Genomic DNA, 14275 nt, shown 5'->3' on the forward strand with positions numbered 1-14275 from the left:
TTATTTTTTTTGAATTCTGTTTTGTTCAAAATTCTAGACATGTGCCATAAAATGCAATGAAAAAGGGGTGGAAATAGGGACTAGACCCCAGTTGGAATTTTGTAATTAGTAGCTAATCACTTGTTTTTATATAGCGCCTTTAACTCTTCTCTGTTATCAACTTCAATTTTTTTGTAGAGATTATTGATATGGGTTTTAATGGTACTTACACTCAGGAATAGTAAAGAAGCAATTTCTTTATTCGTTTTATTTTGCAAAATTAGATCTAAGATTTTCTTTTCCTGCTGTGTGAGTTTTTCCTCCAACCCATTACCAGCATTATTTTTCTTTTTTAATTTTTGAAATAATAAAATATTTAGTGTAATCGAAATAATTAGAAAGAATGTAATGATCCACGGCCAATAAGATGTGTTTTCTTTTTTTATGGATATAGAAAATTTGTCTGCCGCTAATTCGGTTTCATATTGTTTGGTGTAGGGACTATTTGGATACTGCTCTTGCAATCTTTCTAATAGCTTATCATAATAAGTGTTCTGTTTCAGATCCTGAAGATAATATGTGTATAGATTATTGGATTTATTGGAAAGAAAGGAGTAAATATATAACTCGGTAAGAGGTTCTTCTTGTTGTTCTCCAAAATCTTGTAAGGTTTTAAACCATTTAATAGAATTTACTTTTCTATTTGCCTCACTTCGATAAGAGCTAAATGCATACCTCATGTTTTCTATTAGAGAATCTACCTTTAGAAATGTATTACTACGCTCGTTTGTGGAAATGATTTCACAAAAGGCTTCTTCTTCTTTAGTAAATGGCAATGAAATCTTATCATCATTTTTGGCAATAAATAGAATTTCCTGACTATTTAAACAAATTCCATTAAAATGAATAGTAGCTTCTTCTTCCGAGCAATTATCTGTATGAATGCGATAGATCCTATTCTTTGCAGGTAAGTTATTTTCGGTAAATACAAAATACCCTGTGGAGTCGGGATATACTTTCTGTATAATCTGTTCTTGGTATGTACCCGACATTTTTCTGTAATCCTCTATAAGCGATAGGTATACATTAGTATCCTTATTTTGCTGATCTACATATCCAGAGAATTGATATTGACTCCAAACATTAGTCCAACACAACGTAAGAGTGATCCAAAAAATATTTTGTATCCATTTCATAGAATATATTCAGTGTATAATAAACTAATCGAAGATAAAAATAATTTTAAGATAGTAGTGTAACATAATAAGAGATAAGACTACCTATAATTATATTATTTAATCTATTTTTGCTTATGAGTTTTTTGCGAGTTTTATTATCGATTTTTTTTCCACCACTAGCCGTTTTGGATAAAGGTTGTGGATCAATTATAATCGTACTTTTATTAACCTTATGTGGATGGGTTCCTGGTGTAATTGCAGCACTGGTAATTTTAAATAACCCTAACAAATAGTTGGTGTCATTCACGACAGTTGGGAATGATCATTAAAAAGTATAACAGCAAGTCAAAGTTGTATAGTAAGTTTGGTGAATTTTTCAACAAATAAAAATTTTAAATAGATGAAAAAAGTATCCCTATTGATACAGGTATTTTTAGTGGCAATTCTTTTTGTAGGATGTCAGTTTTCAGAGGATTTACATATTAATGAAGATGGAAGTGGAAAGATAGCCTTCAGTTTTGATGGTTCTGAGTTGCTTAAAATGGCTGGAGATAAATTAGGAGAAGGTCTGGGAGAAGAACAAAAAGAAGAAAAGGCGATAGATACTTTAATGGTGTTTAAAGATTACCTAGAGGAAAAAAAGGATAGTATTGCACAGTTGCCAAAAGCGGAACAAGAACGTTTAAAAAAGTTAGAAAACTTTAAAATGCATATGTTCATGGACCCCAAAACGATGGAGATGAACTTTGATTTGTATTCCGATTTTAAGAATGTATCGGATTTAGGGAATATTTTTAATGATTTTAAAACCGCTTCTTCTTTAGGAGGAAAAAAAGCAGGTAGCTCTGTGGGAGCTCCGGGAGATCCATTGTCTAACACTGAAGGAGACGACCCAACAAAAGTTTCCTACACTTTTAAAGGAAATAAATTTAAAAGAGTCACCGAAATTCTTGATGAAAAACAATTGAAACAGGGATTGGACAGCTTGGAACAAATGAAGATATTTCTAGCAAGTTCTAAATATAAAATCAAATATCATTTCCCAAGAAGAATAAAAAATATTTCTTCTAAAGAAGCATTATTTAGTCAGGATGGGAAAAGTTTTACCTTAGAAGTTGGATTTATTGACTATATGGAAAATCCGAAGATATTGGATGTAGAGGTAGAGCTGGAAGATTAATTATTTTATTAATAGATGGATAAAATAAAAGAAGCGCTAAATTAGAATAGCGCTTCTTTTGTTTGGTAATAATTTTTATAATTCTTGTCGTTTAATAAGTTCTCGAACCATTTCTTCAATAGCTTCACTTCTCTTACTACCCATAGTAAGTCTTATGTTGTGATCCATAAGTTCTAATTCTTTTTTAATGCTGTAAATTTTGAAAGTCATTGAATGAAAAGAAGCTACAGGGAATTTTTTAGTATTAAAAATAAAAAAATATTCTCCGCTTACGGTTCCAATTTCCCTAATGGCAGAACCAATTAAAACAGAATTGTTTTCTTCTATATTAGGATTTCCAATGTAGATGTCATAATTAACTTGATCTACCATACTTTTATTTAATTGACTGAAGGCCTTCTTGGAAGAATGTGCTACAAGGTGAATATCCATATCTTTAAAATCGCGATCTACTCGATGTCCTTTTCCACTTAATAACTTTCGTTCTTTATCAAGTTTTTTGACGATTCTTTCGGGTATTTTAAGACTCTCCAGAATAAGCTCATTTGCTTTAGATTGGTGAAAACCTTCCGCGTTAAAAATTCCCATTTCTATAGCAAGCTGAAAAATTTTCTTCTTGGATAAAAAGTAATGATTTTTTGAATTTATAAGTAATGTGTCTTTCAATTGATCTCCGAAAAAGGCATTATAGGGATACGATTTGTCAGAATGAAAAAGTAGAGAATATTTTTTCAGATCTCCTGCTCTAAATAGAGGTTTCTTGTCAAGATCACTAACTTGAAAATGGCGTAAGCCTTTTACTTTTATTTTTTCAATATGAGCTACTTTAACTTTATCAAAAAAAACTTCTCCTTTTTTGATTTTTATTTTTTGTGCAAAAGAAAATGAAAAAATTAATAGAAATGTAGCTAGTAATAAGTGTTTCATATTTTGGGGGATTATATGTTAAAAAAAAGCAAATATAATTATTATTGGTTAGATCTTGTTTTGAAAGGTAATAGGAGAATAGAAACTTTTTTAATCCCGTATCTTTGCAGAGATGAATAAGAAGATTGAAATACAAGAACTAGGTTTAAAGGATTTTAAGGAAACCTGGGATTATCAAGAAATTCTTTTTAAAGGAATTCTGGATACGAAAATAAAAAATAGACGAGAAGATGCTAATCTCGATACCAATAACTATTTTCTTTTTGTAGAACATCCGCATGTATACACGTTAGGGAAAAGTGGCGATATTAGTAATTTGCTTTTAAATGAGGAGCAGTTACAACAAAAAGAAGCTGCTTTTTATAAAATAAATCGAGGCGGTGATATTACCTACCATGGACCGGGACAGGTTGTGGGATATCCAATTTTAGATTTAGACAATTTCTTTACAGATATTCATAAATATCTTCGCCTTTTAGAAGAAATGGTGATACTTACCTTAGATGAGTACGGAATTAAAGGAGTTCGTAGTGATGGGGAAACAGGTGTTTGGTTGGATGTAGGAACTCCGTTTGCTCGCAAAATTTGTGCTATGGGAGTTAGAGCCAGTAGATGGGTTACTATGCACGGTTTTGCATTTAATGTAAATGCGGATTTAGGGTATTTTGATAATATTATTCCATGCGGGATTAATGATAAAGCCGTTACTTCTTTACATGTAGAATTAGGTGTAGAAAGTGTAAATATAGCTGAAGTAAAAGAGAAACTGTTGAAACATTTTAAAGTCTTATTCGAAGCGGAAATGGTATAACGAGAAAGCCGAAGTATAAATTACTTCGGCTTTTTTGACTAAAAACTAAACAAATCGAATAGATTGAGGTTGATTTTTAATTAACGAATAGGTCATTGATTTCTGATCCGCTTACTGTTAAACTGTTATTTGTTAGATCCTCATCATTATTACTGTCATTACCATCAATAAAAATATCAGGATCATAATCTAAAACTATACTATAATCTGGCGGAAATTCACCTTCTGCAGGGGATGATGAATTCCAAGGCCTAGAATAACTAATGGTTAATGTCTCGCCAGCAGCTAAATCTGTAAAACTTACAGTGCTAACTAATTCGCCTGGCGCTGGTGCTCCAAGATTTCTTTGGTATAAACGTAACGCTTGTTGTCCAGAAGATGACCTAAAAGAGTCATCTCCAATATTCGTAATAGTTCCCGTAATTGTAGCTGTCCCTGTAAAATCATCATCCTTCACTATAGAGAATGTAATACTAGTCGCTTCGAGATCTATTTCTTCATTATCAATAGTATCATCCGAACAACCGAACAACAATACGGTTAAAAATAATATCGATAAAATTTTTAGAGTTTTCACGACATTTTAATTACTTGGTTTCACATTAGTGATACCTACAACTAAAAAGTCAACATCTTTTTTACAAAATTTAAATTAGAGGTTAATTGATTTGATAAATTAGAATACTATTTTCTTCTCCTTGTACTGCAAATTCTAGATTAGGATCTTTATCCATATTTCCTAAGCTAATAATAGAGTTTCCGTATACTGGAAAATTCGGGAATAACTCTGCATTGCTATCATATAAGTATACCTTTTTGGATTGTTTATCTGTAATGGCTACATAAATTTTGTTATTGATGTAGAATATCTGTGGTTTTGTATAAACTCCATAGTCTAGTTCTAGCGTATTCTCTTTAATAGTTAATTTGTTTTCCGAGAAAGTAACTAACGTTTTGTTGGTCGAAACTAAAGTGGCATTCGGGTCTAGTTCTTTGTCTATTATATTAACAGAACCATCTGATTGAATCTGAATTAGTTTTCCATCTTTTGTAGTAGAAGTAAACTTATTTTGATATTGTTGCCATTGGTTTTTAGAAAAATCTACCGATTGCTTTACGTCAACACGAGTTCGGCCTAAACGATCTAAAATATTTATTTTACCATTTTCCTCAGAGATTAAAATATAATCTTTACTACCGATTCTAATATGTTTTGGCGGTAAAATAATGTTGGTTTCAGTTCCTTCAAAACCAAATCCAGAGACCACATTTCCTTCTGCATCCAACATGCTAACTTTGTTTCCTTGTGTCACAACAATACGGTAGCGCTTATTTTTATCATAATCAAATAAAGAAATCGGATGCGTAATAGCTTGTTGGAATTTTTTAGGATAAGAAGTAACATCTTTACCATCCCTATCGACTAAATATAAAGTGTTTTCAGTATTAAAAAGGAGCTGATATCTGCCATTTTTATAAATGTCAATTTGTTGGATATCTCCCATGATAGCGCCGTTGATCTGTTTTTTCCAAAAGATGACTCCTTTGTCAGAGATTAGATAAAGATTATTGTCCACATCTTGTACGGCAATATCCATTCCTTTTGTCCGGTGATTTTTTACCAAAATTGGCCTATTCAGAATTTTGTTTTCTAAAGTGGTTGATGTTGTTTGCGTAACAGAGGTTGCAGAGCCTTTGGTAATATCTTTCTGTAATACGCCATGGATATGGGCAAAATTACTTTCTTTAATAAGTTGTAAAGCCCCAATTTGATAACCTTTAGTCTTGGTTTCGCTCCACTGTTTTTGTTGTGATTCTTCAATATTACTACTTATATATTCTTTTAAATACTTTACAGTTCCTACAACTAGTATAGAAGATTCATCAGAGAGTTTTTCCAGTGTTTTTATGTAATATGGTTGTTCTTGTAATACGGTTTTGTTAAGGATGTTAGCAATGATAGTCTGTAGGGCATTTTTAGAAGAACCAAATACAATCTGATTTTCATAAGAGAAATAGTATTTTGCTTCAAATTCAGGGATTAAAGGTTTTAGTAATCCTGAAAACGTAGTGTTTTCTTCGTAACTAAATATATTTATATCTCTATATGAACCTGCAGGACTGCCTGCTAATTGTTCTAAGGTATTTTCTGGAGCTAGCGAGGTAAAAGTTAATGCATCGTCATTTTCTAAAAATATCATTCCAATTTCTGAAATTCCTGAAAACAGTTCGTCTAGATCATCAGGAATATTTTCTATTTCCCTTTCCTGAGCTAATGCAAGGTTTTTCTTTAGTGTATAGAAGTCGTCATAAGTAAAGGATACAAAACCATTGGCAGTGATCGGTGTAATACTAGCTATTCTGTTTTCTTGGGCTGTAGTATTGTCAAAAATTCCAATGGTAGTCGATAAAGAGTCTTTCTCAATGGCAATTCCATCTATATATAATGCATTCTGATCTAGTTTAGCATCTACCGAGATCCATCCGCTAAAATTTGACAGCGCTATCAAGTCATTATTCGGGATTAACGAATTGTGTATTTCTTGTAGCTGTTTTCCATTTGCTATTAAAGCTACTGGATTTTTTACATCAGAAACCTCATAGGCTTTTATAAGGTCGTCACTAACTGGGATTTTATTTTCTTGCTGGCGAATTGCGTTTTCAATCAATATCTGAGAAGAAGAAGCGATTAATAAGCTATCCTGTTTGGTAGCATAAAAAGTATCACTGCCAGAAGTTATTTTATGTATGATTTTATTAGAGTAATTGATGTTTTCTATTGTTTTTTGATCTAACGAATCTTTATTTATGATCATTGGATCGTATGTAGAAATATACGTATACTCAAAATCATTCTTACCGATTGGAGAAAAACATAATAGGCCGCTAGATTGGTCTACTTGATTTAATACGGGAAGTGTCTTGAAATAGTTGAATAGATCAAGATTTTTATTTTTCTTGAAAAAGTCATTATCCCTAAGCATATTTTTTGTTTGCTCCAGATCATTGATTTTTATAATCACCTGAGCATCTTTGGGAATATAATCAATAAGAGTATTTGGTTCTTCGGTAGTAGTGTTACAAGCTAAAACAATTGTGGAGATTAGAAGTACAACTATTTTTTTCATGTGTTTTGTTTTCCTTTTTTGTTCTTGGTTTTGTAATAATTTGGTTGTTTTTCTATCTACCAAATATTCTCAGTTGCCAAAGATAATTATTTGAACTCTAGTGATAACTGTTCTGGTAATAATCTAAAACTTTTTCTGTGGTATTTGGTAACACCATATTTTCGTATTGCTTCTCGATGTTCAGCAGTTGGGTATCCTTTATTTTTTTTCCAATTATACATAGGAAATTCTTCATGGATCTTTTCCATATATTCATCCCTATAGGTTTTTGCTAAAACCGATGCTGCAGCAATATTAAGATATTTACCATCTCCTTTTATAACGCAGGTATGTGGTATATTATGATATGGTTTAAATTTATTTCCATCTACAGAAATATGTTCTGGCTGAGGCGATAATTGAGCTATAGAACGTTGCATGCCCAGAATAGAAGCGTTTAAAATATTCATTTTATCAATCTCTTCCATATAGATATGTGTCACACCATAGGTAATAGAGCAGTCTTCTAGTAGTGGTCTTAGTTGCTTTCGTTTTGCTTCACTAAGCTGTTTCGAGTCATTTAAGATCGCATTACTGAAATCATCGGGTAAAATAATAGCAGCAGCAGTAACAGGTCCTGCCAGACAACCACGACCTGCCTCATCTGTACCACATTCTATGAGATCAGGTTTTAATTTTAATTCGAGCATGTTACGAAGATAATGTAAGAACAGAACATCAGAAAACTATTTTTAAGAATCAAGAAAAAAACTTAGCATTAAAACGAATAATTCATAGCTATTGACTTTCGTTAAAAAAGTATATTTTTGCCAACAGTTTACGATATAGATGAAAAAGAATTTAGTATTTATAATTATACTTCTAATAGGTTCCATAGCAAGTGCTCAGGAAGGTAATGAAGAAGAGTTCGATGGAGGAGGGACGAATACGCAACAGATTCCTGATTTCGCTCAAAAAAGGAAGCCTTTTGCAAAGAAAACCAAAAGCAAACCTCCGATTACGGATTATAAGATCATAAGTATTAAAAATGATACTACTTTTGTAGATACTACATTAACGATCCAAAGGGATTATAACTTCAACTATTTACGAAGAGATGATTTTGGATTACAGCCCATAAATAATGTCGGGCAAACTTACAATAGTTTGATTAAAGTAGAAGAATATAACCATTTATTACCTCTTTTTGGCGCAAGGGCAAGACATTTTAATTTCATGGAAGCAGAAGATATCTTGTATTATAATGTTCCTACGCCTTTAACTGAATTGTATTTTAAAACTACTTTTGAACAAGGGCAACAGTTAGATGCGTTTTTTACGGTAAATACTTCTCCTAGGTTAAATCTATCGATTGCATATAAAGGGAATAGGTCATTAGGAAAATACCAACATGCACTTACGAGTACTGGTAATTTTAGAGCTACAGCAAATTATAGAACTAAAAATGACAGATATAGTATACGAACTCATTTTGTATCTCAAGACTTATTAAACGAAGAGAATGGAGGGCTCTCAGAAACAGGTCTAAATCAATATCTTAATAATACTGAAGAATTTAGAGAGGAAGCTGATGAGTTTTCCGATAGGGGATCTATCGAGGTGAATTTTGAAAATGCTGAGAGTATTTTACTTGGGAAACGGTTTTATCTAAATCACAAATACGATATTATTAAAAAAACAGATAGTACTAATACGAATATAGCTGTGGGACATATTCTAGATCTTACGGATAAATCTTTTCAGTTTGATCAGGCTGCACCAAGTGATCTTTTTGGAGTGTCGTATGATTCTGGAGCATTACAAGATAAAGCTGCGCTAGAAGATTTTAGTAATCAATTGTTTGTAAATGTAGATAATAATTGGTTAGGTAGCCTAACTGTTAATGCCGGTATTTCGGACTATAATTACGGATACAATACAATTCTTACGTTAGAAGATGGTACGGATATTACAAATAGAATTAAAGGAAATATAGTTTCTGTAGGAGGGTCTTATCAAAAATATTATAAAGGATTTCAACTTGCTGCAGACGGAATGTCCATTATATCAGGTGATTTTGATGGGAATTATTTAAATGCTTCCGCAGGATATCAGCTCGGTGATTATGGTCTACAATTAGGTATAAGCACAAGTTCTTCAGCTCCGAATTATAATTTTCTTTTATATCAGAGTGATTACGTTAGCTATAACTGGCAGAATTTTAATAATACTGATGCTACTAATGATTTTAAAAATGTAGAAACTCAAAAAATTCATGCTAATGTGCAGGTTAAGAATTGGGCAAATATAGAAGCTAGCTATTCGACCATTGACAACTATACATATTTTACAAAAAACACAGATTCTATTACAGTTCCTGAACAGTATGATGGTAGTTTGAATTTATTAAAGCTTAAGCTTTCCAATAGTTTAAAATTTGGTTGGTTAGGTATCGATAATTCAATAGTATATCAGAATGTTAGTAATGCAACCAATACTATAAATGAAGTTGGAGATGTTAGAACCTTCGAAGTGTATAATGTTCCTAATATTGTTACTAGAAATAGTTTTTATTATCAAGACTATTGGTTTAAAAGAGCATTGTTTTTACAGACAGGTGTAACTTTTAAATATTATTCGGAGTATGACGCGGATGGTTATGATCCAGTACTGTCAGAATTTTATGTGCAAAGCCCCAATGAGATTGAATATTTTGATCAATTTGATAATAGTGATCCAGATGAAATTATTGATACAAGACAAACATTTGGTGGCTTTCCTCAGTTTGATATCTTTTTTAATGCTAGAATAAGACAAACACGAATCTATTTTAAAGTAGAGAACTTTGGAGAAGCTTTCAGTCAGAACAATGAATTTTCTGCTCCTGGATATGCTCCTAGAGATGCTGTGATTCGTTTCGGTCTGGTATGGAATTTCTTCCTGTAAACTTTTGTGCCAATATATCTTATAATTGATATAGTAAATTACTACATCTATCATCAGTTTCAATAATAATATCGAAGTTTACTCAAAATCTTTCATAAAATTTATTTTTTTTCAGCTAAATAAGACTGTAATTATAGAGGTTTTGGGATTATTTGCTTATTGAAAGAATCTATAATACGATGTGTATGGGTTAGGATCTACATTTAAGGAGGGTAAGGATGCTTTTTTGGTTTAAATATTTGTTTTTCAGTTTTTTAACAGGGTTTTTGGTTTTTTATATTTAAGAATGATTTCTTAATTGTATATATATAGTTAAGATTATGGAATTGATAGATTAAATGTAATTTTATTGTAGTTTTGATAAAGGTTAATAGAAAAAACAAGGTATTTTGGAATTATCCTGTTTTTCTTTTCGTTTCGAGCAATAACAATAAAGTAATTTTTAAGATAGAAAGAAATTAACCACATAATCATTCCGAAATGGTTAATAGATCAATTAAGACTTTACTACATATGTAAGGTTTAAAATAAAGCGTTATGAAGAGAGATATTTGTTGCTTATGGATTATTTACCCATTACAGTTTAATTGAGTTAGCCGAATTCAAAAAGGAGAGTTTAGATTCTTCTTTATGATTGTTAAGAATTGGATAAAATAAGAAAGGTTAGATGTTACTATCTAAACATCCGTTAGAAAAAGCTTAGAATTTCAATAATTTAGATTAGTTGTTTTAAGATGCTGGAGTGAGTAAGTTTTATGTTCCTCCGGCATTTTATCCGTCTTTTTCTTAAAGAAATATTGTTTGCCCAATTTTAATTGTTTTATCATGGAAATTTGACAGAATAATACTTTTTTACAGTTCCTTATTCTAGCGACTCTTTAAGATTTTTCGTGAGTTTTTAGTATATTTGAAATACTACCCTTAGTGTAAATACAGCGTTTAATGAATCGTACTTGCCTATTAATTTTTTTATTACATTTTTTTTCTTTCTCCCAATCAATTGAAAATAAAATTCAGTATCAAATTACTCATTATGATACAAAGTCTCTTGGTTTCGGAGCACAATCTTGGGATATCGAACAAGATGAAAATGGCTTGATTTATATCGCCAACGAAAATAAAGTGTTGATATATGATGGCAGTGAATGGAATTCTATTGAAACTAACAACGCTATGGCAAACAGAAGTCTTTTCGTTAAAAATAAAGACTCTATTTATTTTGGTGCTGATGGACACTTTGGATTATTAAAAAATAGACAAGAAGCGTATAATGATTTTGAAATTTCTCTTTTAAATAACAGTAATAAACAGCTGTCAGATAAAACTGAAGAATACTGGAGGATACATCGGTTAGACAATGAAATAATCTTTCAAACATTTAGTAATCTCTATATTAATCAAGGAAATATAATTACAAAAATACCTGCCCCCTGCTGTTTTAAATGGAGTTATATGGTGGGTGAAGAATTGTTTGTAAATGATTATGAAAATGGAGTTTTTAAACTGTCCGAATCAAACCTTTCTAATGTGTTTGATGATGATCAGTTAAATGGGAATATAATCGGAGTTTCTAGTTTTGATAATGAGATGTTGCTTATTACAGATACAAAAGGTTTGTATCTTGTTAAGAATGGAAAAGCAACTTCACTTCAGTTTTCCAGATCAAGTGAAATTAGTAGTGCACAGATTTTTTCTTTTTTAAAATTAAATGATGGTAGAATTGCTTTAGGGACCGTAACAAACGGACTTTATATTGTGGATCTCAATTCCGGGTATGTTGAAAATATTAATAAATTAAAAGGTCTTCAAAATAATACGGTGTTATCGATTTTTCAAGATGATGAACATAATTTGTGGCTAGCATTAGATTATGGAGTTGATTATATCAAATTAAATTCTTCCTTAAAATATTATTATGACTATTATGGTTTATTAGGAACAACTTATGCGGCAGTAAAAAATAGGGGTTTCTACTATTTGGGAACTAATCAAGGATTGTATACGCTGGATGAGAAACCAACTGATATAGAAGAAGATTTTAAACTGTTGTTGAATGGACAGGTTTGGAATCTTACTTCTATTAATGATGAGATTTGGGTTGGTCATGATAAAGGAGCTTATATCGTTCAAGATAAAGATCTCAAAAAAATAGGTGCTAGTAAAGGAGCTTGGGATTTTAGAAAATATGAGTTTAGTAAGGAAGAGTTCGTTTTATCTCCTAATTATAATGGTGTCGCTTTATATCAGAAAGAGAATAATGACTGGCAGGAATATCAGCTTAAAGGTTTTAATAAATCGGTTAGGTATTTAGAAGTCGATAGTCAAAATAATATTTGGTTGGCCCTTCGCTCTGAAGGAGTTTTTAAATTTAAATTAGATATAGATAAGAAAACTTTAATACAACAATCCTTCTTTCCGCTAAGTGATTTTGAAGGAGTGGTATTGTCACTTTCGAAAACTAAGAATGACATTATAATAACATCTGGATTTCATATGTATACTTATAATGCTGAGAATAATTCTTTTGCAAAAGAAGCATTGGGAATGAATAAAGGGTATGCGCCTAGAATTATAGAAAAGGAAACGGAGACTTGGTATGTGGATAATGAAAGTGTAATAATTGATACTGGAGATGAAATAGTCAATTTAGAAGAATTGCAAAATCAACTGGTGCCAGATGTTTTGAATGTTTTTGAATTGGATGGAGACAAAGAAATTATTCCAATATATAGTGGTTTTTCGGCATACGTCCGAAATAGAGAAGTTTCTGTTAAAAATGCTAGGAATGATGTTATTATTAGAGACTTTGTATCTGTTAATAGTAATATCTCGTATGCTAGAAAATCAAGAATCCCATTTAAAGATAATGACCTTAAAGTGAAATACGCATTACCACTCTATGGTAAAAAAGTGTTATATCAATCGAAAATCAATAATGATGGATGGAGTGATTGGACAGCTTCTCAAGAAAGGACATTGTATAATTTAATAGAAGGAGACTATAAACTACAAGTAAGAGCTAAATATGATGATATTATAAAAGAATCTTCTTTTTCGTTTAAAATTAGTCCACCTATATATAGAACACCGTTAGCATATATAATATATGTATTGCTTTTTTTAAGTCTTGTGCTGGTAGGTATCTTTATAAGTCGATATAAAATGAAAAAGCAGAAAAATAAATTGCTAAAACTAAAAGAAGAAAAACTGCAAAAGCAAAGAGAAGAATATAAGGCACAAAAGATTGAGCAAGAGCGCAAGATTATTGAACTCAAAAACTCCAAATTAGAAGACGAAATAAAAGCAAAAAGTAGAGAGCTTACTCAAGTGGCATATGTAAATCTTAACAAAAACAAGATTCTTAAAAAAATCAGAGATAAAATCGTAAAAATACAAGAGTCTTCTAATGTTAGATCTCATGAGAGTAATTATATGGATCTACGAAGGCTTGTAGAATATTATATAACAGATAAGGAAAGTAGGATTTTTAAAATTAACTTCGATAAATCTCATCAGGAGTTTTATGAAAGGTTGTCCAAGGAATACCCTGGTCTAACTTCAAAAGATCTTAGATTGTGTGCATACCTTAAAATGAATTTGTCTTCAAAAGAAATCGCACCGCTTCTCGGTATAAGTCCCCAAAGTGTAGATGTAAATAGGCATAAGCTTCGTAAAAAGTTGCAATTAGACCCAGAAGATAATCTGACAAATTTTCTTATGGTTTTTTAGAGATATGCATTTTAAAGGAGCCGAATTATTAGTTTTTCTTATTATTTGCTCTTTTGAAAGTTTAGAAATTATTTTTTTTGATTTGTAACTTTAATGTTTAGAGTGTTTTACAAAAAGGTTAAAAAATAGTTGTATTTTTTTGTTGTGGAAAAGAAAAAGGGTTGTATGTTTGCACCCGCAAAACGGAATAAGTTTTGAGAGTTCATTGAGAAAGTTTGGTTTTTTTGAGGATGTTTTGGGAGAGTTTTTAGTTGATAAAATTTTTTTTAAAAAAAGTTCAAAAAAGTTTTGCGGGGAATAAAAAAGCGTTTTATATTTGCACCCGCTTTGGGAAACAAGCCAAGTTCATAAGCATAGAAATTATACTGGAGTAGGATAAAAGAGATTTTATTTTTAAGGTTCGATTCCTTGATAATTA

Annotated in this window: 10 protein-coding genes; 5 read left to right on the forward strand and 5 right to left on the reverse strand. The window is 31.1% G+C overall.

Annotation, left to right across the window (positions count from 1 at the left end; translation table 11 throughout):
• Positions 1 to 116: 116 nt before the first annotated feature.
• Positions 117 to 1175, reverse strand: coding sequence for a LuxR C-terminal-related transcriptional regulator (locus tag Q1A73_RS22940; RefSeq protein ID WP_299610682.1), 1059 nt, complete (start codon positions 1173 to 1175; stop codon positions 117 to 119).
• A gap of 116 nt (positions 1176 to 1291) precedes the next feature.
• Here Q1A73_RS22940 and Q1A73_RS22945 point away from each other — a divergent pair, with 116 nt between their 5' ends.
• The gene (locus Q1A73_RS22945; RefSeq protein ID WP_299610685.1) at positions 1292 to 1450 is read left to right on the forward strand and encodes a YqaE/Pmp3 family membrane protein; all 159 of its coding nucleotides are present in this window, start codon (positions 1292 to 1294) and stop codon (positions 1448 to 1450) included.
• Between the two features lie 107 nt (positions 1451 to 1557).
• Positions 1558 to 2337 carry a hypothetical protein gene (locus Q1A73_RS22950; protein WP_299610688.1) on the forward strand — a complete coding sequence of 260 codons (780 nt, stop codon included), beginning with the start codon at positions 1558 to 1560 and terminating at the stop codon, positions 2335 to 2337.
• 75 nt (positions 2338 to 2412) lie between these two features.
• On the opposite strand, the gene Q1A73_RS22955 is transcribed toward Q1A73_RS22950, so the two are convergent.
• Positions 2413 to 3264, reverse strand: a complete 852-nt coding sequence (locus Q1A73_RS22955; RefSeq protein ID WP_299610691.1) for a hypothetical protein — start codon at positions 3262 to 3264, stop codon at positions 2413 to 2415.
• 112 nt (positions 3265 to 3376) lie between these two features.
• Between Q1A73_RS22955 and lipB the strand changes: the two genes are divergently transcribed.
• Complete coding sequence (lipB, locus tag Q1A73_RS22960) at positions 3377 to 4075, forward strand: lipoyl(octanoyl) transferase LipB (RefSeq protein ID WP_299610694.1); 699 nt, start codon at positions 3377 to 3379, stop codon at positions 4073 to 4075.
• Between the two features lie 76 nt (positions 4076 to 4151).
• Here lipB and Q1A73_RS22965 read toward each other — a convergent pair whose 3' ends face one another.
• The 3 genes from Q1A73_RS22965 to Q1A73_RS22975 form a co-directional block, all read right to left on the reverse strand.
• The gene (locus Q1A73_RS22965) at positions 4152 to 4652 is read right to left on the reverse strand and encodes a hypothetical protein (protein ID WP_299610697.1); all 501 of its coding nucleotides are present in this window, start codon (positions 4650 to 4652) and stop codon (positions 4152 to 4154) included.
• Positions 4653 to 4734: 82 nt separating this feature from the next.
• Positions 4735 to 7203 (reverse strand): hypothetical protein, encoded by a 2469-nt coding sequence (locus Q1A73_RS22970; RefSeq protein WP_299610699.1) that lies wholly within the window; start codon positions 7201 to 7203, stop codon positions 4735 to 4737.
• 86 nt (positions 7204 to 7289) lie between these two features.
• Positions 7290 to 7892, reverse strand: coding sequence for a ribonuclease HII (locus tag Q1A73_RS22975; protein WP_299610702.1), 603 nt, complete (start codon positions 7890 to 7892; stop codon positions 7290 to 7292).
• A 139-nt stretch (positions 7893 to 8031) separates the two neighbouring features.
• Between Q1A73_RS22975 and Q1A73_RS22980 the strand changes: the two genes are divergently transcribed.
• The gene (locus Q1A73_RS22980) at positions 8032 to 10128 is read left to right on the forward strand and encodes a putative porin (protein ID WP_299610705.1); all 2097 of its coding nucleotides are present in this window, start codon (positions 8032 to 8034) and stop codon (positions 10126 to 10128) included.
• A 942-nt stretch (positions 10129 to 11070) separates the two neighbouring features.
• Positions 11071 to 13857 carry a hypothetical protein gene (locus tag Q1A73_RS22985; protein WP_299610707.1) on the forward strand — a complete coding sequence of 929 codons (2787 nt, stop codon included), beginning with the start codon at positions 11071 to 11073 and terminating at the stop codon, positions 13855 to 13857.
• The last annotated feature ends 418 nt before the right edge of the window (positions 13858 to 14275 follow it).

This window comes from uncultured Aquimarina sp. (assembly GCF_947492115.1).
Taxonomy (GTDB): Bacteria; Bacteroidota; Bacteroidia; order Flavobacteriales; family Flavobacteriaceae; genus Aquimarina.

Excerpts from the sequence above, each read along its gene's own strand:
- Q1A73_RS22950 (WP_299610688.1), top strand. The coding sequence starts at position 1,558 with ATGAAAAAAGTATCCCTATTGATACAGGTATTTTTAGTGGCAATTCTT.
- Q1A73_RS22940 (WP_299610682.1), bottom strand. The coding sequence starts at position 1,175 with ATGAAATGGATACAAAATATTTTTTGGATCACTCTTACGTTGTGTTGG.
- Q1A73_RS22980 (WP_299610705.1), top strand. The coding sequence starts at position 8,032 with ATGAAAAAGAATTTAGTATTTATAATTATACTTCTAATAGGTTCCATA.
- Q1A73_RS22945 (WP_299610685.1), top strand. The coding sequence starts at position 1,292 with ATGAGTTTTTTGCGAGTTTTATTATCGATTTTTTTTCCACCACTAGCC.
- Q1A73_RS22955 (WP_299610691.1), bottom strand. The coding sequence starts at position 3,264 with ATGAAACACTTATTACTAGCTACATTTCTATTAATTTTTTCATTTTCT.
- Q1A73_RS22985 (WP_299610707.1), top strand. The coding sequence starts at position 11,071 with ATGAATCGTACTTGCCTATTAATTTTTTTATTACATTTTTTTTCTTTC.
- lipB (WP_299610694.1), top strand. The coding sequence starts at position 3,377 with ATGAATAAGAAGATTGAAATACAAGAACTAGGTTTAAAGGATTTTAAG.
- Q1A73_RS22970 (WP_299610699.1), bottom strand. The coding sequence starts at position 7,203 with ATGAAAAAAATAGTTGTACTTCTAATCTCCACAATTGTTTTAGCTTGT.
- Q1A73_RS22975 (WP_299610702.1), bottom strand. The coding sequence starts at position 7,892 with ATGCTCGAATTAAAATTAAAACCTGATCTCATAGAATGTGGTACAGAT.